Origin of the sequence: Parafrankia sp. Ea1.12 (assembly GCF_900465275.1) — a bacterium.
Taxonomy (GTDB): domain Bacteria; phylum Actinomycetota; class Actinomycetes; order Frankiales; family Frankiaceae; genus Parafrankia; species Parafrankia soli.
Map to the genome: position 1 here is coordinate 1 of NZ_UBIZ01000632.1, position 25271 is coordinate 25271.

General features: G+C 68.5%; 16 protein-coding genes and 4 pseudogenes. 9 read left to right on the forward strand and 11 right to left on the reverse strand.

Annotated elements, in window-relative coordinates; all coding sequences use genetic code 11:
- The 3 genes and pseudogenes from FMEAI12_RS33845 to FMEAI12_RS39010 form a co-directional block, all read right to left on the reverse strand.
- Positions 1-317: pseudogene (locus FMEAI12_RS33845) on the reverse strand (ABC transporter substrate-binding protein); the annotation flags it as partial.
- 14 nt (positions 318-331) lie between these two features.
- Positions 332-736, reverse strand: a complete 405-nt coding sequence (locus FMEAI12_RS33850; RefSeq protein WP_112109172.1) for a hypothetical protein — start codon at positions 734-736, stop codon at positions 332-334.
- A gap of 367 nt (positions 737-1103) precedes the next feature.
- Positions 1104-1211, reverse strand: a pseudogene (locus FMEAI12_RS39010) (ABC transporter permease); the annotation flags it as partial.
- Between the two features lie 423 nt (positions 1212-1634).
- On the opposite strand from FMEAI12_RS39010, the pseudogene FMEAI12_RS36845 reads away from it, so the two are divergent.
- A pseudogene (locus FMEAI12_RS36845) lies at positions 1635-1781 on the forward strand (IS3 family transposase); the annotation flags it as partial.
- A 58-nt stretch (positions 1782-1839) separates the two neighbouring features.
- On the opposite strand, the gene FMEAI12_RS33860 reads toward FMEAI12_RS36845, so the two are convergent.
- Positions 1840-2490, reverse strand: a complete 651-nt coding sequence (locus tag FMEAI12_RS33860; protein ID WP_112109173.1) for an anti-sigma factor — start codon at positions 2488-2490, stop codon at positions 1840-1842.
- Positions 2487-2951 (reverse strand): sigma-70 family RNA polymerase sigma factor, encoded by a 465-nt coding sequence (locus FMEAI12_RS33865; protein ID WP_112109174.1) that lies wholly within the window; start codon positions 2949-2951, stop codon positions 2487-2489. The genes FMEAI12_RS33860 and FMEAI12_RS33865 overlap by 4 nt, the downstream gene beginning before the upstream one ends.
- Positions 2952-4856: 1905 nt before the next feature.
- On the opposite strand from FMEAI12_RS33865, the gene FMEAI12_RS33880 reads away from it, so the two are divergent.
- Positions 4857-5525 carry a class I SAM-dependent methyltransferase family protein gene (locus tag FMEAI12_RS33880; RefSeq protein ID WP_112109176.1) on the forward strand — a complete coding sequence of 223 codons (669 nt, stop codon included), beginning with the start codon at positions 4857-4859 and terminating at the stop codon, positions 5523-5525.
- Positions 5526-5894: 369 nt separating this feature from the next.
- Here the strand turns inward: FMEAI12_RS33880 and FMEAI12_RS33885 are convergent, their stop codons facing one another.
- A complete protein-coding gene (locus FMEAI12_RS33885) occupies positions 5895-6716 on the reverse strand; it encodes a hypothetical protein (RefSeq protein WP_112109177.1) in 822 nt (273 codons plus the stop codon).
- Between the two features lie 631 nt (positions 6717-7347).
- Here FMEAI12_RS33885 and FMEAI12_RS33890 point away from each other — a divergent pair.
- Entirely contained in the window at positions 7348-8901 is a 1554-nt protein-coding gene (locus FMEAI12_RS33890; RefSeq protein WP_235015017.1) for a wax ester/triacylglycerol synthase domain-containing protein, read from the forward strand.
- 51 nt (positions 8902-8952) lie between these two features.
- On the opposite strand, the gene FMEAI12_RS33895 is transcribed toward FMEAI12_RS33890, so the two are convergent.
- Positions 8953-9594, reverse strand: a complete 642-nt coding sequence (locus FMEAI12_RS33895; protein WP_112109178.1) for a hypothetical protein — start codon at positions 9592-9594, stop codon at positions 8953-8955.
- A 391-nt stretch (positions 9595-9985) separates the two neighbouring features.
- On the opposite strand from FMEAI12_RS33895, the gene FMEAI12_RS33900 reads away from it, so the two are divergent.
- The gene (locus tag FMEAI12_RS33900; protein ID WP_112109179.1) at positions 9986-11200 is read left to right on the forward strand and encodes a zinc-dependent alcohol dehydrogenase; all 1215 of its coding nucleotides are present in this window, start codon (positions 9986-9988) and stop codon (positions 11198-11200) included.
- Positions 11201-11475: 275 nt separating this feature from the next.
- Here FMEAI12_RS33900 and FMEAI12_RS33905 read toward each other — a convergent pair whose 3' ends face one another.
- From FMEAI12_RS33905 to FMEAI12_RS33920, 3 genes and pseudogenes are all read right to left on the reverse strand, one after another.
- Complete coding sequence (locus tag FMEAI12_RS33905; RefSeq protein WP_112109186.1) at positions 11476-13374, reverse strand: choline/carnitine O-acyltransferase; 1899 nt, start codon at positions 13372-13374, stop codon at positions 11476-11478.
- Between the two features lie 1274 nt (positions 13375-14648).
- The gene (locus FMEAI12_RS33915; RefSeq protein WP_200835509.1) at positions 14649-15566 is read right to left on the reverse strand and encodes a hypothetical protein; all 918 of its coding nucleotides are present in this window, start codon (positions 15564-15566) and stop codon (positions 14649-14651) included.
- Positions 15567-16484: 918 nt separating this feature from the next.
- A pseudogene (locus FMEAI12_RS33920) lies at positions 16485-17419 on the reverse strand (tyrosine-type recombinase/integrase); the annotation flags it as partial.
- 515 nt (positions 17420-17934) lie between these two features.
- Here FMEAI12_RS33920 and FMEAI12_RS33925 point away from each other — a divergent pair.
- From FMEAI12_RS33925 to FMEAI12_RS36850, 5 genes are all read left to right on the forward strand, one after another.
- A complete protein-coding gene (locus FMEAI12_RS33925) occupies positions 17935-19173 on the forward strand; it encodes a PP2C family protein-serine/threonine phosphatase (RefSeq protein ID WP_112109188.1) in 1239 nt (412 codons plus the stop codon).
- Between the two features lie 381 nt (positions 19174-19554).
- Positions 19555-20280: a TetR/AcrR family transcriptional regulator gene (locus FMEAI12_RS33930; protein WP_131627073.1), complete on the forward strand. Its 726-nt coding sequence runs from the start codon at positions 19555-19557 to the stop codon at positions 20278-20280.
- 44 nt (positions 20281-20324) lie between these two features.
- Entirely contained in the window at positions 20325-21266 is a 942-nt protein-coding gene (locus FMEAI12_RS33935; RefSeq protein ID WP_112109181.1) for an ABC transporter ATP-binding protein, read from the forward strand.
- A 31-nt stretch (positions 21267-21297) separates the two neighbouring features.
- Positions 21298-22737: a hypothetical protein gene (locus tag FMEAI12_RS33940; protein WP_112109182.1), complete on the forward strand. Its 1440-nt coding sequence runs from the start codon at positions 21298-21300 to the stop codon at positions 22735-22737.
- 49 nt (positions 22738-22786) lie between these two features.
- Entirely contained in the window at positions 22787-23326 is a 540-nt protein-coding gene (locus FMEAI12_RS36850) for a hypothetical protein (protein WP_160144375.1), read from the forward strand.
- 97 nt (positions 23327-23423) lie between these two features.
- On the opposite strand, the gene FMEAI12_RS33955 is transcribed toward FMEAI12_RS36850, so the two are convergent.
- A complete protein-coding gene (locus FMEAI12_RS33955) occupies positions 23424-24860 on the reverse strand; it encodes an FAD-binding oxidoreductase (RefSeq protein WP_112109189.1) in 1437 nt (478 codons plus the stop codon).
- Positions 24861-25271: the final 411 nt, after the last annotated feature.

A 25271-nucleotide genomic window follows, 5' to 3' on the forward strand; every position in this document is an offset into this window, starting at 1 on the left:
GTGAAGGTCTTGCCGTTGTCGGTCGTGGTGAACGACTCGGCCATCGAGTACTGGACCTCGTCTGCCTCATCGTTGGTCATCAGGGTCCCGTACAGGGCATTGCCCAGGAAGCCGCCGGACGCATACGCGTTGCCGAGGATCGCCGGATCCAGAGTGCGCGGATCACTCAGCGTGAGGATCCGGCCTTCGCCGCCCGCCACCGGTTTGGCGGAGGCGCCCGTGGACGGACTGGTATCACCGCCGCCGCCACATGCGGCCAGGAGGAGCGCCACACAGCATGCGACAGCGGTGACGAGTAATCGCGTCTTACGAATCATCAGAGGACCTTTCATCAGTGTTCGGGATCGGTAAAGCGGCACAGGGCCCGGGGACTGGGGGACGGCTGACTCAGGTGGCGCCCGGCTACGGGCGGGTGGTCAGTCGTGCAGAGTGTGGCCGAACTGGTGGCGTGGTCGCCTGTTTCGTTGAGCGCGAACACGGTGAAGGAGATGACGGGGCGCGGGACGAACACCATGTGGAGGGCATCGGTTATCGCATCCTTACCATCGGAGATCATCCCGCCCCAGCTCGGCTGCAGCGGCGGAATGCCCATGCCCAGGGAGCTGAACGGCCCCTCGGCCACGATTGGGGCGGCCATCACGATCGGCCGGTAGGCCCCCAACGGGGGCGACAGGTTGGGCAGGATCTCCCTTGACAGGATCCGCCGGCGGCTCTCGCCCATGTTCCGCTCGGCCATGACGAACTCCCGCGACGACCAGGCGAGGGTGGGACCACCCCGTCACCGGAGCCGGCCAAGCTGCATCGCAAAGACGTAGGTCAACACGGGGCCCGCAATGAAGGCGGGTACCGAGAGGACCCGAGGACAGTGCGGTGATCGCCCGATCGATCGCCGTCCCGGGCCACGTCGCGGACACCACGGCCAGCGCCCCGGCGACGAGGAGAACAAAAACAAGTGCCAACGCCGCCAGTTCCAACATCATCGGCAGCCGCTCGCCGATCGCCTCGACGACGACAGGTTGCCCGGTCACCGGCGAGGCGCCCAGGTCACCGCACACCGCATCCCAGAGCCAGTTCAGGTACTGCGACCACAGCGGTTTGTCCATGCTCAGCTTCGTGTTCAGTGCTGCGATCGCCTCCGGGGTCGCGTTCTCGCCGAGGATGACCGAGACCGCCGAACCTGGCGCCAGGCCCGGCAACGCCACCGCGCCCATGGTGACGAGTAAGATCACCAGTAGGCTCCGCCCGGCTCGTCTCGCAGCAGTGAGCACGACGCAGCTCGCTTCCTTGGTCCTGGAGAGGGCATGACAACGACCGAATCGGTCCGTGCAGCGTCACTAGCAGCGAATACACCGAGATCTCTCAGAGAGGGTTATAGCCGCTGATCATGACGTTGCCAATGTTTACTCGGGAGTAGAACGACTCGCCCCTCGGCCTCGCGCCCCACTCACCCGACCACCACCAACCAGGCCAGGCCCGGCCACCAGCCTCACACAGGGTATTTATACTCAATTATCGTATTAATACTCAATTATCACTCCAATAGAGACATACAGGATATTCCGTCTCGCACCCGGTTGACAGAAATGGCTATAGCGGTTCCACTGACGAGGCCGGGAACCGCACGGTGGAGCGGGCTGATGGGCGAGTTGGGCCTGGTCGGCGCGGTCCGCGGTGACCACAAGCGGCGGACCACGGTGGCGGATCCGGCGGCCGAGCGGCTCGCGAACCTGGTCCGACGCAACTTCGCCGCGGACCGGCCGAACCGGCTGTGGGTAGCCGACAGGTCGCACCGATAATCACAGCTCCGTCCGAGGTTCCGTGTCTAGACGCGACGGTGGCCTACTCGCTGCCCCGCGGGTGAGCGACGGCGAGCACCAGGCCGTCACGGTCGACGACTCGAACCGCGTCGATGGCATCCGCTGGGATCGAGCTCGCTCCGACGACATCAGCCTTCGTTGTCGGCGTCGACGACCAGCTGGCCGCTCGTTCCGTCGTGCCGTCGACGCTGGCGACCTCCAGTGCGAAGGGGCCGCTGCCGGGAAGGCTGTCGAACGCGACGGCCAGCGACGTTCCCCATGGTTTCGTGATGAGCGTGGCGCGACCAGTGATCGCCGTGCCCGTCGCGGCGACGAAGGAGGTGGAGGGCCCACTCGGTGCCCTGGCAAAGGGACTGTTCACGACGAGACCGATTCCGGCGCACAGGACGAGCACAGCAGCGACCGCCGCGAGGCGCCAGGAGCGGGTTAGGCGAACCGACCGTCGTTCGGCGCGCACCCGCTGGAGCAGCTCGTCCAGAGAGGGTTCGCCCTCCCCCGCAGTACCCGGCAGACGCCGGAGCAGCGTGGGAACCGACGCCGTCTCGTCGAGTTCGGCACGGCATCCGGCGCAGCCGGCGAGATGGGCTTCGACGGCGTTCCGGTCGTCGACGTCCAGACCGCCCAGGACGAAGGCCCCGAGCAGGAACCGGACCTCGTCGTGCTCGGGTGTCATCGACCGACCCCCATCTCCTCGAAGGCGTCACGCAGCGCGCGGATCGCATAGTAGGCACGGGACTTGACGGTGCCCTCTGGCAGTGCAAGGCGGGCTGCCGCCTCGCGTACCGACCTTCCCTCGTAGTACAGCTCTTGGACGACAGCCCGGTGCGCGGGCGAAATACGACCCAGTGCCTCCGCGACCACCCACTCCTCGATGGCCTGGCTCACGTCGTCGACGGCGGGGGCGGCCGCCACGACCTCGCCGCCGTCGTCGACGAGTGACGGCCGTCGCCGCTCGGCCCGCCAGGCGTCGGTGATGACGTTTCTGGCGATCGTGAACAGGTACGAGCGAACTCCGTCGGGCCGAAGCGACACGTTGCGGGATCGCACGCCGCTGGGCCAGCCCTGACCGCGCAAAGTGAGCAGCAGCTCACCGGTGCCGACCTCGCCGCGGTCATGGCCGGTCGGTGACCCCACATCGACCGGTCCTGATCCGGTCCTGACAAGCTTTCGGACGTTCTGCCCCTACTTGCCGAGGAGCGCCGGCGATGCAGGAACCGACATCGGAGCCCGACGGTACGGACCGGACCAGGCCGGTCTGCGGGAACGAATCCGGTGGCGAGCCGGCGGTGTCCCGTCCGGCCGATGATCCTCCGGGTGGGCCGTCCTTGGCTGAGGTGGAAGATCCGCGTCAGGACCTGTCCTCGCCGCCGGGGACCGACGACGAGACGGGGCGCGGCGGCTACCTGCATCCATCCGAGGGGTATCCGCTCGGCGAGGACGAGCGCGCCCAGCCGTCGGTCGTCCCGCCAGCGAGCCCGGGGCCGGATGCGTCCGATCCTGTCGGCGGGGCCGCCGTGGGCCCGGGATCGGGTCCCAGCCGGCGCCGTAACGTTCTGCTTGTGGTGGCGGCCTGCGTGGCCGCTCTGATCATCGCGGTTCCGGTGGTCGTCTGGACCTCGTCGGGGTCGAACGGTTCGGGGTCGAACGGTTCGGGGTCGGCGGGTGGAAATCTCCGTGACGCGGACGGGGAGATCGTGGAGGGGCCGAAGGGGGTCCGTCCGGAACAGGACACGGTGGGATCCGCGTCCCAGCAAGTCGGCGTGGCAGGCAGCTCCGTGGCACCGGTCACCCCGGAGGCCGGCGGGGAACCGTCGAGGCAGGTGCCCACCTCGGGTCCCGGTGGTTCGGGGTCCAAGCCCGACGGTTCGGGGTCGCTCGCGCCCGCCGACGCGCCCGCGCCGACGGTTCCGCCCGCGTCCCAGGGTGCGCGGGCCCCCGCGCCTCCGGCCGCGCCGGCTCCCGCTCCGGCACCTGCGCCTACGTCCGCACCCGCACCCGCACCGAATCCGAATCCGTACTCGGCGACGCAGGTGTGTGGGTCGGGGTATTCGCAGATCGACCGGCATTCTCTGGCGGGTGACACGGCAGTGATCTATCTGCTGTACAACGGTAGTCGGAACTGTGTGGTGACGTTGAAGTCGGGGTCGGGTGTGGGGGTGGCCGAGTCGATGGGTGCGTGGGTGCAGGTGGAAGGTAGTTCGGCGCGGCAGTCTGATTCGGGCAGTTTTCAGTACTACGCGGGGCCGGTGTACGTATACGCGCCGGGGAAGTGTGTGAAGTGGGGCGGTAGTTACGCTGGCTCGTCCTGGGGGAGCGGCTGGGAGCACTGCGGCTGAGACCGCCACGGCCGGGACTGCAGGCCGACTGGACCCGGACCCATCCGGCCGGCCGGCCTGACCGGACCGCACCCGGTCGTCACAGCCCGATGAGCCGGGCGATCTCACGCATCTGATAGCGAAGTACGTCTCCCTGGCCTCGACGAGGGTGTTCAGCCGGCCGAAGAGCTCGAAGTTCACCGCGCCGAACAGGTGAATCCAACCGATGACGCCCCGCGCCAGCATGGATACGGGCAGCTCGGGGGTTCACCCGGCCGTTCGTCCTCGACTCGACCGCCACCATCGCCGTCTTCGGGCGCACCCCGAGGCCGGTCGACGAGGCGCTCTGCGAGGCGGCGCGGCACCTGCGCTGCTGAGGGCAGCACGCGAAGTCGGGGGGCAACGCCCGCGGATGGCGTGAGCCCCGATCGTGATGTTGGGGTCGTCGGTTGCAGACGGTGGCTCTTTGGAGGGCTTCGCCCCCTGTCTATGGGCGGCGTGAACGGAACGGCCAGGGTCTCCGGCCCTCGGGAGTTACTCAGAACCACGTCTATCCGGTGGAGACGGCAAGTCTCGCCAACGTTCCACCGAGGTTCCACTGCCGTTCAGTCCGAGAGTCGTCATACCTCGGACAACCTCCAGTGGTAGGGGGCGCTGGCACGCCATGCTCGCCGACGCGTCGCCAGCCCGCACCTCGCAAACGTCCTGACTATGGTCGTAGTTCATGGATCGCTTTGCTCCTGAGCGTCATTGGATCGACTGGCACCGGCAGTACGAGGTCACGGGATCGTCTTTGCGTCGCCGCCTCGCTATCGTCCAGCGGCGCATCCGGCAGACGCTGGACAAGCAGCCAAGAGGAGAGATCCGCGTTTTGAGCATGTGCGCCGGCCAAGGCCGCGACATCCTCGGCGTACTGGCTGATCATGAGCGTCGCGACGATGTAGCGGTCAGACTGGTCGAACTCGATCCCGATCTTGCCGCCGACGCCGATCGCCAGGCGCGTTCCGCTGGACTGGAGGGTGTGGAAATCGTAGTGGGCGACGCTTCGAGCACGAGCGTGTACGAGGGTGTCGCCCCGGCAGACCTAGCCCTGGTCTGCGGGGTGTTCGGGAATCTCAGCGACGCGGATGTACGGCACACCGTCGAGCAACTACCGCGACTGCTCCGGCCAGCCGGGACCGTGATCTGGACACGTCATCGCCGTTCACCCGATCTCACTCCCTCTGTGCGGACCTGGTTCGCCGACGCAGGGTTCGAGGAGGTGGGGTTCGACATGGAAGAGGGTTTCCTTATCGGTGTCGGAACCCATCGGCTGGTTGGCCCTACGCTGCCTTACCTGCCGAAGATTCGGCTGTTCGAGTTCATCGGTGATGGCGAAGACGCCCACCGATAGCAAGATTGCGCGCATCGCTCGGAAGGGCCGTCAGGTTTAGCGACCCCTGTAGCAACGGGCACGGACGTCCACAGACAACGGTGGACGTCCGTGGACATGCGGAGCTGTGACAGGACGTATGTCGCTGAGCGTATTCCGTGCCTTCTAAGTACCACGTCCCACCTGCACACCCTGCCGGGCACCCACGTACCCCGTGACCTGCGATTTCAGAGCAGGGACCAGCCAGCCATCCGGCGCACAGCGCTCTGAGACCTGATAACTTGCGTCGCTCGGCCAACTGGCTATGACGCTGGAAGGAGTGTCCGCCCGTCGTCGGACACTCCTATACCAGCTCGTGAGTAGGCCGGCTGCCCGCAGGCGGGGCTGCGGCTACGGGCCCGGGGTGGTGACGGCCTGCGTGATCGGGGCCAGCAGCGCGGCGGCGCGGTCGACGGCGGCCGGGCCAAGCACATCCCACACCGGGCTCGCGAGGCGATCCGTCGTCGCCTCCAACTCGTCGGCAGCGGCCAGGGAGGCCGCGGTCGGCGCGTCCTCGGTGTCGAGCCAGCCACGGGCCCGCAGCCGGTCGGCCGCGGCCGTCCACTCATCCTCGGTCCAGCCCCGGATCCGCTGGTAGAAGGCGCGGTCGGGGCCGCCCCGGCTGGTCCGCCAGACGAGACTCTCCAGGCCGTCGACACCGGCGGTGACCAGCGCGGCGACGTGCCCATCGCCACGGTGCTCCCGCAGGATGGTGGCCGCCTGCCAGACGGTGCCGAGCGGGTCGTCGGGCCAGGGCAGTGCGGCGTTCGCGGCGCCCAGCACCCGGCCGGCGACTGACACGCGCTCGGCCGCCGAGCGCAGCAGCGTGGCCAGTTCAGTCAGCTCGTCCGCGTCGGTCGCCGCGACAAGCGGAGCAAGTGCCGCGCGGGCGCCGTCGAGCCGGACGGCCAGCGCCTTCTCCGGGGGGATCCTGGTCCAGACCTCCGGCAGTACCCTGGCCACCATCACGGGCGAGTACCCGAAGAAGGCCGCGACGACCGGCCCGGCCTCGACCGGCCCCAGCGGTGCCGTCCGGCCGGCGAAGTAGGCCCGCCACGGGCTGCGCAGCCCGGCGTCCGCCCACACCGCCAGACTGGCCGGCGCGGAGAAGCTGACCGCGTGTACCGGTTCGAACAACTGCCACATTCTCCGCGCCACGTTCATCTCGGCCATGGGCCAACACAATCCCGCCCGTCAGGGCGGGGTCAAGAAGTGTGATGCCGGCCCGGGCCCCTCCCGGCCGGCATCACACGGAGTTCAGGACGGGTCCGGTCTCAGAACTTGGCATGGTGCGCCGGTGTCCGCGCCGGCCGGTCGCGCGGCGCCGACGGTCATCACGTGATGACGCCCCGTTGTGCCGGCCGGGTGCCCGACACCCTGCCCCGGACAGCGATCTTCTGGCCACGCCAAGGGCGACGGAGCCTCTCACCGCCAACCAGGAAACCAGGAAACCAGACTGATGTTCTGGTGGTTTCCCTAGCGTGCCGGCGGCGGTCCGCGCGTATGTTCGGCTCTGTCGTTCAGTTTACGGTCCGCCTCGCGCCGAATTTTCCACATCACGGCATAGCGTTCAGGAAGTAACCGGTTTTCCAGTCCATCCAGGGAGCCAGTTGTGACAATCGCGCGGCGAATCGTCGATGTTGACCGGGGGCGGCATGGTATGACGCGCCCGGGTTTCTGGTGGCGTGCCCCGCGCGTGGAGCATGGGCGTCACCCGCGTGAGGGAAGCGACGGGAGAGCACGGGGGCGGGGCGCGGCGGGCCGCGGTGACAGCATTGACGTTCCCATTCGGCCGCTTACTCCGATGGACGCACTCATACTCGGATACCAGCGAGCATTCCCGAAGACGCCGCTGGCGGTCGGCTGCCTGTTGGTCGCCGACGGCCCCGTGCCAGGAGTCCAGGCGTTGCGCGAGCTTGTCGCGGACCGGGCGCACGACTTTCCTTCGCTGACCCATCGGATCGCCTCGGCCGGGCGGGGCCGGCCGGTCTGGGTGGCGGACCCCGATTTCGACCCAGCCCGGCACGTTCACGAGTACCGGCTCCCCGCAGAGTCGGGGCTCGCCGGACTGCGCGAGGCGGTGGGGCGGCTGTCAGCGGTCGAGATCTCGTTGGACGCTCCGCCGTGGCAGCTCTGGTTGCTCCACGGCCCCCGCCGCGACGGCTTCACCCTGCTGTACCGCGCCAGCCACGTGTGGATAGACGGGACGGCACTGAACGTGGTGCTGGAAAAGCTGTTCGGCCTGTCCGACCCAGGATCGGAGCGCGAACCTCTGCGGGTGTCGCGGGATCGCCGGCCCGGCCCCCGAGCCGTCTGTCGGGCCGCCGCTCACTCACTCGGATGGCTTACCCGGACGTCCACGATCGGCCCGCTCTCGGCGGCACCCACGGGATACCCGCACCACACCTGGCTGGAGGTGGACTTGGCCAGGCTACGGGCGATCAGCCGCGCCTACGAGGTGACCGTGAACGACGTCTTCCTGGCCGCGCTCGCCGGCGCTCTGCGTGCCTGGCCCCGCCCCGGCTCCGATCGGCCCGGCCGGCTCCGGGGCCAGATGCACGCCGCGATGCCGGTCAGTACCCGCCGTGCGGCCGAGCGGGACCACATGAGCAACTACCTGACCACCGTACGGATCACGCTGCCTTACGGTGAGGCGTTGGTCCACCGGCGCGTGGAGGCGATCCACCGGCAGACCGTCCGACACAAGCGGGGCGGGACTCCGGGCGTCGCGGAACGTCTCTTCCTCTGGACGATTCCCGCGCCGTTGCGACCGGCCGTGCTGTCCACCGGGATCATGTCCCACGTCTTCGCGCTGACCGCGTCCAACCCGGGCGGACTGTCCGGTCCGCTTGAGATCCTCGGTCGACGAGTCACCGCCGCCGTGCCCACCCCTCCGCTCCCCGCAGGCCAACGCCTGGCGGTCCTGCTCGGCGGGCTCGACGGGCAGGCGTGCATCGGTTTCACGATGGACGGGTCGGTGCGGGACGGGGCGCGGCTGCCGGAACTCGTCGAGGCCGAACTGGACGCGCTCGAGGCAGCGGCCGGCCTCCGCCACGGCCCGGTCCGGAGCCCGGCCGAGACCACGTGTTCGGCTGATCTCGTGGCGACGATGCCGATGGACTCGTCCGTCGACGATGGACTCGTCCGTCGCGGACCTCGCCGACACACGGGTTCGGTGCAGGTCGATCCCTTCCAGGGCCGCCCGATCGTCCAGCGGCCCGGATACCCCGACCGGCACGGTCAGCGCCAGCAGCTCCAGTCGCTTGTACAGCTCCTCGCGCGCCGCGGCCTCGCCACACGTCCCGGCGAGGTTTACCAGCCAGACCAGCCCACTCCCGACATGACACACCGAAGTTGATCATCTTTGTGTGGGACGCGGTCCAGGGCCTTCCGCCGGCACACCCGTCACCTACCAGGCGAGACCGTTGGGGTTGCCCCTGTTCACAGCCGTTGGGAGACGAGAGGTCTGCCCGGAACCGAGGTCGACACGGTAGTAGTCGGCGCCGGCGTCGCTGACCATCAGCAGCTGCCCGCTGGGGTCGAGTGCCAGTGAGCTGGCGTTCCAGCCTGTGGTGAGCGAGTAGTCATGGCTCAGCTCCAGCAGGACGCGCAGTTGACGCCCGGTGGCTGCGTCGAGCTCGATGACGCGTTTCGTCAGGTACGGATTCTGACCGCGCCGGGTGACCACGGCGTAGACGCGGGTGCTGTTCGCATTGAGCGTCAACTCGGACATCGCCTCGAAGGCCGGCTGCGCGCCACTGGTGACGCGGTGAGAGCTGGCGCGCAGGTCACTGCTGCCCTGGCTGGTGTCGAGGATCCATATGCCGTCCTGGTCCGAGGGCTTGTTGCGGAAGGTCTGCGTCTCGCCGCTGTTGACGTTCACGATGGTGATGCCGGCGGTGAGACCCGTCGTGCCCGCGACCATGCCGTCGAGGGCAAGGCGGCTCCCGTCCGGTGACACCGCGAACGCGGTGAACCGCGGTTCCCCGCGGGGGTTGATCGGGGTGAGCGATTCCACCTTTCCGTCCGCGCTGACGACCAGCGCAGCCAAACCTGATCCTGGCTACAGGGAACCGTCAGAGTAACGATCACGGAGGGCCTACGCGCGGGAACGGTCTCGGACGACCCGTCACTCATCGTGCGGAAAATCCAAGGATCACCGCGGTAGCCGACCTGTCGCCATATGCCCGTCCTGCCGCCTGTAACACCCTTGCGCGGCATCCGCGACCTCGAAATAAATGTCATTCTTTAGTCCCTCGCCCGGTCGTCTCGCCGGGCGCCGGCGTCCCACTCGGGCCATAGTTACCTGTAGCGATGGAATGCGCCCGCCAGGTCGTCGATGCTGGAACGAAAGCCGGCGGAGTTGAGGCCAGCGGTGAGTCGGACCGGCGGGGGATCGCGATCAGTACTGCGGGCCCGAAGAACGGAAGGAGCGGAAGGCGATGAGAGCAGTCGTGTGGCACGGCGTGGGCGACATCCGCCTTGACACCGTCACCGAACCGAAGATCGAACAGCCGACCGATGCCGTCGTTCGCATCACCACCGCGGCGATCTGTGGCACGGATCTTCATTTCGTCCGGGGCACAGTACCGGGGATGAAGCCGGGCCTCATCATCGGGCACGAAGGGGTCGGCGTGGTCGAAGAGGTCGGCCGGAGCGTCCGCAACTTCAGGCGCGGCGATCGGGTGCTGCTGTCCGCCGTCCTCGGGTGCGGCTCCTGCACCTACTGCCGCAGCGGCTATTTCGCCCAATGTGACGACATCAACCCGTACGGCCGCAGGACCGGATCCGCCTTCTACGGCGCTCCGAGGGACAATGGCTCGTTCGACGGGTTGCAGGCCGAGTACGCCCGCGTACCCTACGCCCACACCAACCTGTTCCGGCTGCCAGACTCGATCTCCGATGATCAGGCGATCCCGCTGTCGGACATCTACCCCACCGGATACTTCGGCGCGGTCATCGCGGAAGTATCGGATGGCGACGTGGTGGCGGTCTGGGGCTGCGGGCCGGTGGGACAGTTCGCCGTTCTGTCCTCATTCCAGCGCGGCGCCGCGCGGGTGATCGCGATCGATGGTCACGCCGACCGACTCGACCGTGCCCAGGCGCTCGGAGCCGAGGTGGTCAACTTCAACGAAGAGGACCCTGTCGAGGCAATCCTGGATCTGACACGCGGTATCGGTCCCGACCGGGCCATCGACGCCGTGGGGGTGGACGCGGAAAGCCCGAAGTCCGGCCCCGCCGCCGCCCGCGCCCGCGAACAGGACGATCAGCACCGCGAGGAACTGCGTCAGATCGCCCCCGAGACTCACGCGCACAACGGACACTGGAAGCCTGGCGACGCGCCGACGCAGGCCCACTCCTGGGCAGTCGAGAGCCTGGCCAAGGCAGGCACGCTGGGCATCATCGGGGTATATCCGCCGACCGACAGGTTCTTCCCGATCGGCACCGCGATGAACAAGAACCTCACCATCAACATGGGAAACGGCAACCATCCGCGGTACATCCCGAAGCTGCTGGACATGGTGGAGTCGGGAGTGGTGCACCCACAGAAAATGGTCACCCAGCATGAGCCGATGCGGGACGTGCTCGCCGCCTACGAGGAGTTCGACCTGCGCCGTCCTGGCTGGCTCAAGGTGGCCCTGGACCTGACCAGCTAACACGGAAAAGCCGCCGCCACGGGTATGAAAACGGCCGGCGCCGATCGGCGGTGCCCACGGCGCTTCCAAGGGGCGCTGGAGCTGCTCACCCGGTCCTGTCGTCGCTTTCCTGGCGACACCGGTCAGCTCCTGTCAGCCTCGTCGAGAAACTGCGCCCGTGGTGGGCCGTCCGGGGCTCGAACCCGGACGCACCCACCCATGCGGGCGACATCACCCTAAGCGGCCGGACACCCACCGTTCCCTTCCGGTAACTGCCTAGCAGGGCGGTCGACGATTCAGCCGGCCTCGAGAAGGTCCTGGAGCTCGGTGAGGGCGGTCCGCAGATGTCCGGCGAAGGAGTGCATCTGCTCAGCCACCACGCTCGGGGTGCTCAGGTAGACGTTGAAGCGGTCCGGCAGCAGCACGTAGGCGATCCCGATGCACCTGTTACTGGTTGATCCGAATCCGAAGTACTGGATGTGGGTGGACGGCGCCGAGCTCGTGCTCAGGTAGTCGTCCCGGGTGACCAGCCAGCCGGGGGTGTCGAACAGGTCGAGATGCTCGGTGATCCCCAGCTCCTCGCCGCGACGGGCCTGGATGAACTGGAGTTCCCAGAGGTGCTGCTCCGGGGCCCGTCCCGCCTGGCAGTCCCGCGCCCGCGTGACGTGGGCATCGGCCGCGGCCCGCAGCGCGGCCAGCCGGGTGGCGGCGTCGGCGGCCGGGTCGTCCATCACCCGGACGAACGCCTGGATCTCCGGCGTGATGACCCGCATCGCCTCTGTGCGACCGCGCCGGTACTGCCGGGTCGCGATCGACTCGTAGGTGGCGCCGACCAGGCCCTTCGAGCGGTTGTGCGCCAGCTGGTAGGCGAGCTGGACGAACGCGTCCGGCGAGATCCGCAGGCTCTTCGCCCGGTTGGAGCCGAAGTCGTCGAACGACAGCGTGGCCGTGGCCGTGGCGGCGGCGTAGGCGCTGAACGCTTCGCCCGCGGCAAGCACGTCCGCGCGCAGGTCGTCGTCCAGTGTGAACGTGACCGGCCGGACGGCGGGCACGCCCTGGGAGCGGGCGCCCGACCGGGCCGAGTGCTCGACCGCCGGAGCGCCGAGCATGTCGTCGACCAGGCTCAGCACGGTCGTCCCGTCCAGGCCGCAGTGCTCGATGTTGATACCGGCGCTGCCGTCCGCGAAGACGATGAGGGACACCGACTTGTCGAACCAGCGGTTGCCGCAGTCGCCGTGGAGAAGGTTGTCGCACGCGTCCTTGGCATCGGCGGGCGTGAGGTCGTCGAGGCAGAGGCAGAACAGCGCGGTCTCGACGGTGTCGAGGGCAGTCACGTTGCCCGGGTCGCAGGCGAGCAGCGAGTCCCTGCTCGCCGCCCAGGCCGCACGTGCCTTGGTGGTGAGCCGGCCGACCGACGTCTCCGGAGCGGCGCGCTCCGCCCCCGCCTTCAGGATCGTGTCCAGGCCGCCCTCGAGATCGTCGAGCGTGTGCGGATGCCCCTCGGGGCCCACCACGTCCATCCGGAACAGGTGGCCGCGGTGGAGGACGACGATGTGGCGTGCGGTGGAGGGGCCCGGTGACGGCTCGCTGTACGGGGTGCGGACGGTGTCCTGCACCTGCCCGGGGATACGGGTCGTAGAGAACAGGAACCGGTTCTGGTCCATCGACAGCGCCTGGCCGCGCTGGATGATCGGCTCGATCGCCTCCGCGTCGAGGCGCAGCTTGTAGTCCAGCGCCGAGGCGATCAGCCCCGCGGCCCGGGCTGTCTGACCGGCGTCGGACTCCTCGAAGAGGAAGATGAAGTTCGCGTTGAGGGCGATGCGGTCACGCCGCCCCAGGTAGCGCGAGGCCCAGAAGGCGTCGAGCCAGCTGTGCACGCCGGGGGTGGCGTCGTAGCGCTCCAGCTCGGCGTGCAGGGCACGGCCCGGACCGCCTGGGCGGGCGAACGCGGCGAGCGCCGTCTCGGTGGCTGCCAGCTCGTCCGGGGTCAGCAACGGTGAGCACCACTGCAGGAACCGGGCGCAGGTGTCGTCCAGAGTGGGCAGCGGCACCCGCGGGAGCCGGTCGTCGTTGACGAACGTACCGGTGTTCGACCATTGCGGTCCGGCCTCGGATGCCACGGGGCTCGGCTGCCGGAGGCCAGCTGCCGTGGCCTCGGGCGCGTCGCTGCTCGGTGACGGGGCGTTCGGCGTCATTCGTGACCTCGGGGGGCGTGGGACGGGTGGCCCGACGGCCGTCGGGCTCCTGCTGATGACGGAACTGGCGCCGGGGATGCCCGGAGTGCCGGTACTCGCGATACTCGCGGCAGAAGTGCTGGCGGTAGCCGCGGCGGAGGCGGAGGCGGAGGCGGTAGTCGCGGCGGAGGCGCTGGCGGCGTGTGCGGCGAAGCTGCCGCGGGGGCGTGACACGTACAGCTGGGCGTACATCCAACCGTCGCTCTCCAGGCCGTGCGGGTCGATGCCCACCGTGGCGAGACTGTCCAGCACGAGCTGCTGTTCCTGCGCCGAGGCGAATCTGCGCTGGCGGAACATGCGGTCGAGCCTGACGGTCTCGTATCCCCTCTCCGCGAGGCTCGCCCCGATGGCGTCGAACGGGAACATCCGCAGTACGAAGTGCGCCATCCACGGTCGCTTTCCGTCAGCCGCCTCGATGGCGTCGAGAACCCGGGAGATGGTTCGTTCGCCAACATAGCCGAGACAGCCGGTCGAGATGACGAGATCGGTGCCGGCAAGCTGCCGTCGCTGCCGTTCGGTGGGATCCGCGGCCTCCAGGTCGGCGTGCACGGCATCGTCGAGAAAGCCTGCCGCGAGAGCGTAGGAGAGGGCCTCGTTCGACACGTCGAGACCCACGAACACCGCGCCGGTCGGCAGGGAGCCACCCGAACGCCCGTTGGAGCTCAGAGGCCCGGAAGTGGGTGGCGGGGACACTCTGGTGGAACGGACAAGTTCGCGGTCGCGGGCCAGCAGCTCGTCACGGGTGTAGCCGTGGGCCTCGGGTGCACCGTAGCGCTCGTACAGGTGCTCGAGGGTAACCCCGCAGCGCAGCAGTGCCGCGTTGATCCCGTAGGACGAACCGATGTCGAGGATCTTCAGTGGCGACGGGTGACGGCCGGGAGGATCGCCGGGCATCGGGCGGCCTGCTGCCCGGTAGTCGGCCACGGTCTCGACGAAGTACGGCCTGGCGATTTGGGGGACCTGATAGGCGAGCGTACGCAGCGTCGTGAAATATGCCCGTGGATCAGGCTGGTCGTAGATGTGATCCAGTGAGACTTTGCCAGTGGCATCGAAATGCACAGGTCAGGCTCCTGCAGGTCATGGTCGGGACCGGACTCGCCCTCGCGAGGCCGGCTCTGGGATACCAGTTCCCATGAACGCGGACCAGCCGATCAGCACGCCGACGCCGCGCCGGCGGGTCGAGGGCCACGGGCGTGGTCGGCCTGCGCGATCGGACCGCCGGCTCAATCGCCGGCTCAGTCGAGCAGGCTGTCGCCCCGTACGCGAGCCGCCTGCCCGGCGGCCTCGAGATGTTCGGGCAGTACCCGGCCGAACAGCTGCCTCGTGCGCGCTACGCTACCGATGACACCGGGACGCTCGCAGTAGGCGAAGATCGCCGAATGACGGGCGGTGCCCCCCTGCACCGGGCTGACCCGGTGCAGCGAGAAGCGACCCCGGAACAGCTGGAGATCGCCGGGACGGAGCATGAGGCGCCGTGTCCGCCGGTCATCCCGACCGGTGAGGACGTCACACACGGCCTCGAGGTTCTCGGCCTCGGCGGACCGGATGTCGGGACAGTACTCGAAGACCCCGCCTGCCTCCGACTCCTGGATCAGCAGGCTCAGCGAGAACTCGTTGGTGTCGAAGTGCCAGGGGTGCTCGTCTCCGGGCCGGATGACGTTGAGGCACAGCTGGGCCAGCGGGTCCGCCAGCTCGTACAGGCGACCAAGCCCGCAGCAGGCAGCCACGAACCGCCGAAACGACTCGTTGGAATACAACCGCCGTATGCCCACACCGTCGGGGACGAGATCGGCCGCGACGAACGCGTTTCCGCGCCGCATGGTGATACGCCCGGGATGACCTTCGGGAAGCGGCGTCCCCATGTCGATGTTGTATGCGTTGACCGTCTCGGCCTGGTAGTACGCCGACGGAGCAAGCTCAGCGCATTCGGCGCGCAGGGCCTCACGGGCATCGGGGCGAACGAATTCAGCGAGGACGCTGCAACCCGTTGCCTCCAGCTCTCGACGGACTCTGGCCGCCAGGTCGTGCCAGGCCGCACTCGCCGGATGCGCGAGAGGATAACGGTCGGTGTCGACCAGGTCATCCAGACCATCGAGCGCGGTGGCGACGCCGGGTCCACTGGAGCACCCAGGTCCGCCGGGGCTTTCACGCACGGCGACGTATCCAGCTGCGGTGGCGCGCCCAGGCCCGATGACACGTTGAGGAACACTGACACGTTCAGCAGCAGTGACGCTGTTGGGCACGGCGCTGTCCACGGGCCCGGGCATACCCGGCAGAAGGCCCTGGCCCGTGGATCCCGCCGCATCATCGCCGCAGGTCAGAAGGCTGTCTGATCCAGCAGGGCAGGCCGCACCGCGCGCTGCAGCAGTTCTCGAGCGGCTCACGAGATCCTCCCTACGCCGGGCGTGCGCACCTCACCATGGCGCGCCTGACTGGGTTTCCGAACATTCTTGCCTCGGCTACCAGCACATGAACATGCCTGTGATATCCGACACTTTCATGTTCTTTCTACGCTCAGGGCTGGTAATCGGGCTTCCTTCTCAGCGCCAATTTCCTCCCTTCCGGACGTGTGGGATGCCAGACCTGGACCGTCGGCGTTGAGTCGGGCTTTCAGGCGCAATGCCGTTGAGTTGCGGGTCTGACAGGGGTCCGACCGCCCGGATGATCTGCACAGTTTCGGCCGGGCGGCGGATGGGTGGAGGAGGCCGTGGTCGTTGGGGGTTCCACGACAGGAAACGGGACATCTTCCGTTTGGCCTGCCGGACCACGCAGCGGAGCCGACGCACAGGGTTGATCTCTTCCTGAAGCTCACGGGTAAGGTGAGCGAGTTCAGCCGTGAGATGATCAGAGGGGAAAGCCCCGGGCACAGGGGCGACACTGCGCCAGGCCACCCGTAGGGCGGCCGCGGCGGACGCCCTGGCGGGATCCAGCGGCTCGCCGCGGTTCACCACCGCGGCGTGCATCAGGACCCGCAGCCCGCGGTGTAGACCGCCAGGTGCGCGAAGATCTCCTGGAACACCAGCTCCGGGCTCTTGCTCCCAGCTGCAGCGGGCACGCGCCGACCGGCGCCGGACCGCACGGCGTAGCGGCATCCAGAAGCGGCGCAGGTTGTCCGGTTCGATCGGAGTCCCGATCTTCGTCGTGAACACGTGGCCGGTCTGCACTCAGGCGTCACCGGCAGCGTGCGTTCGGAGTCCTCCGTCTTCGGCGGGCACAGCCGCAGCTCCCCGCCGACCCGCAGCAGCGTGTGACGAACGGTCAGCGTCTCCCGCTCGGAGTCGAGGTCCGACCACTGAAGCCCGAGCAGCTCCCCGCGCCTCATCCCGAGGGACAGCGCCAGGACCAGCAGCGCGTACAACCGGTCACCAGCCGCCGCGTCGAGGAGCTGATGCGCCTGCTCGACGGTCAGACCGCGGTCGACGCCGTAGCGCGGGGTGGAGACCTGCACCAGCTTCGCGACATTCCGCCGGATCAGCTCCTCCCGCACCGCCGCCTGGAGCGCGTTGCGCAGCACGGCATGCACGACCTGAACCTGACGTTTCGACGGCAGCCGCCGGCAGCACCGGCCGACCGCGCAGCAACGCCGCTCCCCCTCCGGTCGCGCCTTGTCCACACCCCGCGCGCAGCACCGGCAGGTGCTCTCCGTCCGCCGGACGAACTGCCGGACGTCCGCGCCGGTCAGCCTGTTCAGCCGCTTCCTCCCGAGACCCGGCACGAGGTAGATCCGGACCGCCTTCTCATAGGTCACGTACGTGTTCGGCTGACGGTTCGGCTTCACCGTCTGGGCAAGCCACACCGTCAGGTACCGCTCGACCGTCCACCCCGTGGCGTCCGCCGGGATTCCCTGATCCGAGTTGGCCTGGAGTTCGGTCAGCCTGCCGCGGACGATCTCCTCCGACTTGCCGTAGACCGGCCGCCGCTTCGTCGTGCCATCCGGCCTCAGGACGTAGGCCGCGCCGCCAACAGAGCCCGAGACTGCCGAAATACTCGTTTTATGATCAAGCAGCGGTGCGGACCGCACCGCGAGGTCCGAGATCTCGGAAGCCTCGCCGGCAGTACGGTCGGGGGAACCAGCTGGAGCACGCTACGGCAGAAGTCGAGCGGCGCGCGGTGCACGCCGGTGGGCGGCCGGAGAATGAGAGCAGAGGGCACGCCAGTGCACTGCCGGGAGACAGCGCCAGGGCGCCGCGCTCCCCGGGCAGCCCGACCCGCAGCCTGCCAGCGGCGAGACCGTCTGTGGCCGATCCACACGCCCGAATCTGGGTCCTGTGTGGAACTACGAGAGCGAACCCCGCTATGCCGGACTTTCCTGACGAGAGTAGACGCCGAGAGATGAACGGGGCCGACTTCGTAAGGTAAAGGTTAGGGGCTCGAGTCCTCGTCTCCGACGTCACCTTTAGGTCCTTCCTTTTCTTCCTCTCCGTCGATCAAGGGTGAAGCGGGGTGTCGACGTGACCCGTTGACGCCGCCCAGAGAGGCTCGCACAGATATGAACGGCCGGACAGGGGAGAGGGGGTGGCCATGGCGGCAGACGAACAGAAATTCGACAAGATCATGGTGGATCGGTCGGAGGGGTTCGGCGAGCGGCTGCTGGGTGTGTTGCTGGATCGCGCTCACGAGATGCCGCCGCAGCTGATCGCCCCCCTGGTAGCGGAAGAGATCGGCAGGATCGGTGGGCGGGACATCTCTATCCTTCTGCAGGACTATGAGCAGCTGGTGCTGACGCCGCTGCCGGGCAGGAGCCTCACGGTCGGGGAGCCTGAGCCGATCGACGGCTCCCCGGCCGGCACGGCATTCCTGCGCGCGATGACCGTCGAACAGCCGCAAGACGGCGGTATACGGATGTTCCTGCCTCTGCTGGACGGTAGCGACCAGGTGGGCGTGCTGGCCCTCACCCTCGACACCGTCGATGATGATGACCGGCGGTTGCTGCGGCGGCTCGCCGGCCTCGTCGCCGACATGCTGGTCACCAAAAGCAGCTACACCGACCAGTTCTTCCAGGCCCGGCGTCGCGAACCGATGAGTGTGGCCGCGGAAATCCAATGGTCACTGTTGCCCCCGCTGACCATGATCACCCCGCAGGTCGCGGTAGCCGGTGTCCTTGAACCCGCCTACGACATCGCAGGCGACAGCTTCGACTACGCTCTCAACGATGACATCCTGCACGTGGCCGTTATCGACGCGATGGGTCACAGTCTGGACGCCGCAGTGCTGGCAACGGTCGCGATCGGTGCCTACCGGCACGCCAGACGTGCCGACATCGGGCTTGCCGAGCTGTACATGTTCATGGACGCAGCCATCCACAGGCAGTTCGGACCCGACCATTTCGTCACCGCACAGATGATGCGTTTGGATATCGGAACTGGTCATCTACAATGGGTCAATGCGGGTCATCCGGCAGCGCTACTGATCCGCGACCATAGGGTTATCCAGGCGCTGGAGAGCCCGGGAACCCTGCCGGTCGGATTCGGTGGTGACATACCGCAGGTCAGTGAGCAGACGCTCTTGCGCGGCGACCGGGTGCTGTTCTTCACCGATGGCCTCGTCGAGGAGCACGAAAAGGGCGGAGAACAATTCGGCGAAGAACGCCTGATCAACTTTATTGAGAATATCCGGGGTAAAAGCATCCGGGAGATGGTCCGAGATCTGTCCCATGCACTGATGCGGGAAAGGAGCGGAATCACGACCGACGACGCGACTCTCTTCCTGATCGAGTGGCGCGGGGGCACCGCCGACCATCTCGCCCGCATAGATATTTAACCAGGAAGACGTTGATGGCGCCGATCGTCTCAGGTTCCGTCTCAATCGTGCGTGTCCGCGGCTGTTCGCGGCGATAGGGCAGCGTGCCCGACGCGCGAAACGAACGGCGACGGAGCGCGGTGAACCCGCCACCGCGGCACGAAAAAGCAGACAGTCGGAGCCGAGTCTCCGGTCCGGTCCGGTCCGACCGGCAGGCCGTGCCATTCGCGTGCCAGTAGCAACGTCGACAGAGGGCACAGGACCGCCGTCGACCTGGGCAGCGCCCCGTCCACGCCCTGGCAGGCGCCGCAGGCCGCACAGGTTTCCCGAGCTCGTGACGCGTGTAGGGCCGTGCTGCGAGTACAGCCATCCGTAAGGCCAAGCCCACGAACACCGGCGGACATGAGCGGAACCCGTCAGGGGGTTGTATCCGAGCCAGCTCCGCGTGGACGCAGTGCTGTCTACCGTCGCTGGCCGTCCAAGGACCTTTTCGTCTCCGACCTGGTGAAGGAACTGGCGGCGGGTGCCGTCCCGGGTATCGAACGGGACGAGATAGAGCTGTTCCGACGTGTCGTGCGCGCACACGAGGACGGGTTCAGCACGCCGCAGGGCCGGCAGGATCTGATTACCGAGCTGTTCCGCGAACTGGCTCTGCTCGACTTCGAGGTGCTCCGGACGTCGGCGGGGTGGCGGACCTACATCGCCTTGCACGCCACGTTCCTGAGCCTGCCCGACGGAGGGCTCCGTGAGGAGGTCCGCGAGGCTCTCGCCCAGTCCCAGCGCGACCATGTCGCTCGCGTCGCGCGATCCTGGGTGCAGCTCACCCAGGTGTTCGGCTACCGGCTGCGCCCTGAGCTGGAAGCCACGTTCGACACGATGGTGAACCTGTTCGACGCGACCCTTCGGGGGTTGTACCTCGTATCCCTCGCCACTCCGGACGTCGCCGAGCGGCGACTGAACGCACGCCCGTTCGGGGCTTCGGGCACGGAGGAATGGTCGCTTCCAGCGATGGGGCTCGCCAGTGTCGCGATGACCTTCCTGGAGCCCGACCCGACTGTTGTCTGGAGCGACGAACGGAGCACGGCGGTGCGTCAGGCACTGGCGCACTGGACGATTCCCGACACATAAGCCGCCATTCCCAGCCCAGGACGACCGAGGCGACAGGAGCCCCCATGGCGACCCCCGCAATCCGCGCGGTCGGTCTCGGTAAACGCTACGGTAAATTCCACGCACTGCGCGATCTTGATCTCGAGGTTGCTCCCGGCGAGGTCGTCGGCTGTCTGGGGCCCAACGGCGCGGGGAAGACCACGACGATCCGGCTGCTTCTCGGATTCGCGCACCCGACATCCGGACGTGCGGAGATCTTCGGGCACGACTGCCAGCGACGGAAGACACAGGCCCACCGTCATCTCGCCTACGTTCCGGGCGAGGCGAGCCTGTGGCCGGAACTGACCGGAGCCGAAACGCTGTACCTGCTGGGCCGAGTCCAGGGCCGGGTGGACGCCGCCTACCGCGACGAGCTTGTCGAACGGTTCAGCCTCGACCCGTCGAAGAAGGTGCGGGCCTACTCCAAGGGCAACCGGCAGAAGGTGCTGCTGATCGCCGCCCTGATGAGCCGCCCCGACCTGCTCGTGCTGGACGAGCCGACCAGCGGGCTGGACCCGTTGATGGAGCAGGCGTTCCGGCTCAGTGTCACGGAGGCCCGCGACGCGGGCCAGAGCGTGTTCCTCTCGTCGCACATCCTCAGCGAGGTCGAGGCCCTGTGCGACCGGGTCGGAATCCTGCGCGAAGGGCGGCTCGTCGAGATGGGAACGCTCGACCAGATGCGTCACCTCGCGGAGTTGGCCGTCGAGCTCACCTTCGACCGGCCGCCGCCCGACCTTGCCCGCGTACCGGGCGTGACCCGGGTCGTGGTGGACGGCCACCGAGCCCTGCTGGGGGTACGGGGGCCGATCCAGCCCCTCCTCGACGCCCTTTCCGGTACCAATGTCCAGGAATTCCTCAGCCGGGAGCCCTCCCTGGAGGAACTGTTCCTCGCCCACTACGGACCGGACGAAGCCGAACGCGACGAGGGGTCGCCGGAACAGCTGACGCGGCAGCGGGCATTGGCATGACGGTGCTGCCTCTCTCGGTGCCGCGTGGCGCGTGGCGCGTGGCGCCCTGAGCCCGGCGGGCGGTGACGCACGCCTGGTCGTGGGCGGTCGGGTGGCCCGTGCCGCCGCCCGGTCAGGCGCGCTGTGGGGGTGCGTGTTCGGACTGTTCGTCGTCGTGCAGACCGTGGCGTTCACAGCGCAGTACGACACCCAGGCGGCCCGCGACCAGATGGCCGCCACCTACGGCACGGAGGGTGGCCTGACCGCGGTCCTGGGCCAGCCGGACGCGCTCAACACCGTCGCCGGCTGGGCGACCTGGCGCTTCGTGGGCATCCTGGGCCTGCTCGGGTCGGTGTGGGGAGTCCTGCTGGTGACCCGCCTGCTGCGCGGCGAGGAGGAGTCCGGACGCTGGGAACTGCTGCTGACCGGGCAGACAACCCCGCGCCGCGCGGCCGGTCAGGCGGCGACGATCGCCGCCGCCGTCCTGGGAATCGGGTACGCCCTGCGGATGGCCGCCAACACCGACCGCGGCCTGCACTGGCTCGGCTGGCTGAGCCCGCTGGGATGGGTGGAGCGAATCCGCCCGCTGAACGACCCGAACCCGGTCGCCGTGGTCCCCGTGCTCGCCCTGACCGTCGGGGCCACCGCCGCGGCGGTATGGCTGGCGGGGCGCAGAGACGCCGGGACGGCGATTCTCCCGGAGCGGCACGCCGGACCGCCGCGGGTGGCGCTGCTCGGCGGCCCGGTCAGGTTCGCGGTCCGCCAGACGCGGCTGGGCGCGGCCGGATGGCTATTCGCGATCGCGGCGTTCGCCGCCCTGTTCGGCGTGGTCGCCGACTCCTCGACGCAGGACGTCGACGGATCACGGGACATCGAGGAGGCGATCAGCCGACTCGGCGGGCACGGGTCACCGACCGCGGTCTACCTCGGGCTCATCTTCCTGGTCGTCTCGTTTCTGGTCGCGCTGATCGCCGCCGGCCAGGTCAGCACCCTGCGCGCCGAGGAGGCCGCCGGGCAGCTCGACGCCCTGCTGGTCCGTCCCGTCAGCCGGGCCCGGTGGCTCGCCGGACGCCTGGCGGTGTCCTGCCTCCTGCTCGGCTGCGCCGGCGTGGCCGCCGGCGGCGGCGCCTGGGTCGGTACCGCCGGCCAGAGCGACGGGATAGGCGCCGGGGATCTGGTGACGGCCGGGGTGAACATCGTCCCGCCCGGCCTGTTCCTGCTCGGCCTGGGCACCCTGGTCTTCGGTGGGTGGCCCCGCGCTACCCGGCCCGTTGTCTACGCCTACCTGACCTGGGCTTTTCTCATCGAGTTCTCCGGCGGCGCCGTGCGTCTCCATCACTGGCTGCTGGACACCTCCGTCTTCTTCGACGTGTCCCCCGCGCCGGCGGGTCCCCCGGACTGGTCGAGCGCCGCGGTCCTCAGCGGCCTCGGGATCGCGGGGGCCGTGCTCGGCGGCTTCCTCTTCCGCCGCCGAGACCTCCGCGCCGCGTGAGCGCCGAAGCCCCGGACCGTACCGCGAGCAAGCATGAAAGGCTCGACACGTGACAGTGTTGATCGTGGTGGAGTCGTGTTTCGGCAACACGACCGCGGTGGCTCATGCCGTCGCAGCCGGTCTGACTCGAACCGTCCCGCTGGAGACGGTCAGCGTCATCCACCCTGCCGAGGCTCCCGTGGCCCTGCCCGGCGACGTCCGGCTCCTGCTGGTCGGCGCCCCGACCCACGCCTTCTCACTTCCCCGGCCGCAGAGCCGTAGGGAGGCCGGAGAAAAAGGGGCGCAAGACGTCGACCTCCCCGGAGTTCGCGAGTGGATCGAGAGGGTGACACCGTCCAAGGATCTTCACGTCGTCACCTTCGATACCTCGATCAAGACCAGGTTCGTCCCTGGAACAGCGGCCAAGGCCTCGTCGAAAGCGCTGAAGAAACGAGGGTTCCGCCACGTCGACCGTGGACCAGGTTTCTTCGTCACCGCCACCGAAGGGCCCCTGGCGGACGGGGAACGCGAGCGGGCCGAGGCGTGGGGGATGCAGCTCGGCCGAGACCTGAACGGCTCGCCGGGCCGCACCGGCAACAGCACCGGCTGACCGCCACCATCCAGGTTCCGGGCCTCTGATGGGACGTACCGGGTCGCCGTGAGGCAGGCTCGGTGCTGGTAGCCGCTGGCAGCCACAAAGCGTCGGCTCAGCTCTCAGCGGGGGGGATGTTGGGGTTGAGCCGGAAGCGGTTTTCCGGGTCGTAGCTGCGCTTGACCTGTCGAAGGCGCTCGACGTTGCGTCCCCAGGCTCGTGCCCGGGCGGCGTCGTCGAGATCGGCGTCGCCGCCGAAGTTGAGGTAGGTGCCCGACGCGGCCCGCAGTGTGACGGCCTCGTCGTAGGCACCGCGCACCCAACGGATGTTCGCGTCGTCGTCGGCCGGGTCCAGCCAGTTTCCGTCGAGGCTCAGCATGTGCCGGGCGCTGCGATCGCCGAACGCGGTTTCCGTCGCCCCGACCCGCGACATGGCGCCTCCCAGGAGAGGCACGTGCACCAAGGTCGTCGGGTGCGGGCGGTCCTGGCCGACGCGGACCACGAACGCGGTCGCATCCTCGTCGAGTCGGTCCAGGTAGACGGACTTCCAGTAGCTCTGCAGCCCGCCCTTCGGGAAGAACGGGTCGAGGGAGGACTGCGCTGTCCGGTACGACAGCGCCTGGCTCATGTCGGCGAGCGGCGCGCCGAAATCGGCAAGCGCCCGACACGCCCGCTGACCCTCGTCCGGGTCGCCCGCGTACAAGGCGGCCGTGATGAACACGTCGCGGTTGTGTACAGCGGGCGGGAGTGCCGGCGACGCCGGCAGCGACCACATCATGGCACGGCTGGTGACCTCGTCGGGAACGGTGGACGTCCAGTCCCCCCAGCGGGGGAGCACCTCGGCAGCGGCGTCGATCGGGTAGACGACCATGCCGTTCCAGACGACCGGACCGAGCGGATAGGCCTCGAACTCGAAGGACACCACCACGCCGAAGTTGCCGCCCCCGCCCCGCAGCGCCCAGAACAGGTCCTCGCGCTCGGAGGCGCTACACCGCACGACGTCGCCGCTGGCCGTCACGACCTCGGCCGCACGCAGCGCATCGCAGGCCAGCCCGTACTTGCGGTGCAACCAGCCGATTCCGCCACCGAGCGTCAGACCAGCCACACCCGTGGTCGACACCACTCCCCCGGGTACCGCGAGCCCATGCAGCTGCGTCTCACGGTCGACGTCGCCCCAGGTCGCACCACCGGCCACCCGCACACGCCGCTGTTCCGGGTCGACCCAGACACCCCGCATCGCCGACAGGTCGATCATCAAGCTGTCGTCGGCCGTGGAGGTCCCGGCGATGCTGTGGCCGCCGCCGCGGACGGCGACGAGCAGGTTTCGCGTCGCGGCGAGGCGGACGGCGTCGACGACGTCGGCAGCCCCGGTACACCGGATGATCAGACCTGGCCTGCGGTCGAGCATGGCGTTCTGGATGACCCGCACGTCGTCGTACCCGACGTCGTCCGAGGTCAGAACCTGCCCGCGGAAGATCGCACGGATCTCCTCGACCGTCTCGTCCGAGAGCGTCTGCCGCTGGCCTTCCAGCGTGAGCACCTGTGCCGACATGGAGCGCTCCTCCCCCTTGCGCTCGCCGGTGTCCACTGGTGAGCACCGGTCTGCGTCACTCACCCCTACAGGGTCGCGCTACGACCGGGTCGTCGCAAAGCGTGCCGGTACAGCAACCAGGCGTTGCCGTCGCGGGTGGCAGGTCAGACCGCGACGATCTGATCGTCCTGCGTCATGGTGCCCACACACGCGACGAGGACGAGCCGGCCTACCCCGGGAAGCACCTCTACAGGAGCACACCGAGGAAAATGAGCAGGATCAAGGGGAGAAGGCCGACAAGACTCCAGGTCAGTGATCATGCCGGCTTGCGCCGGCACCCTGTCCTGATGAGGATGTTGGTGCCGTCCGGTCCGACGTCGTTGCTCTGTGGTGCCTGCGAGCCCGTAGGTCAGTGTGGCGCGGAGGTCCTGA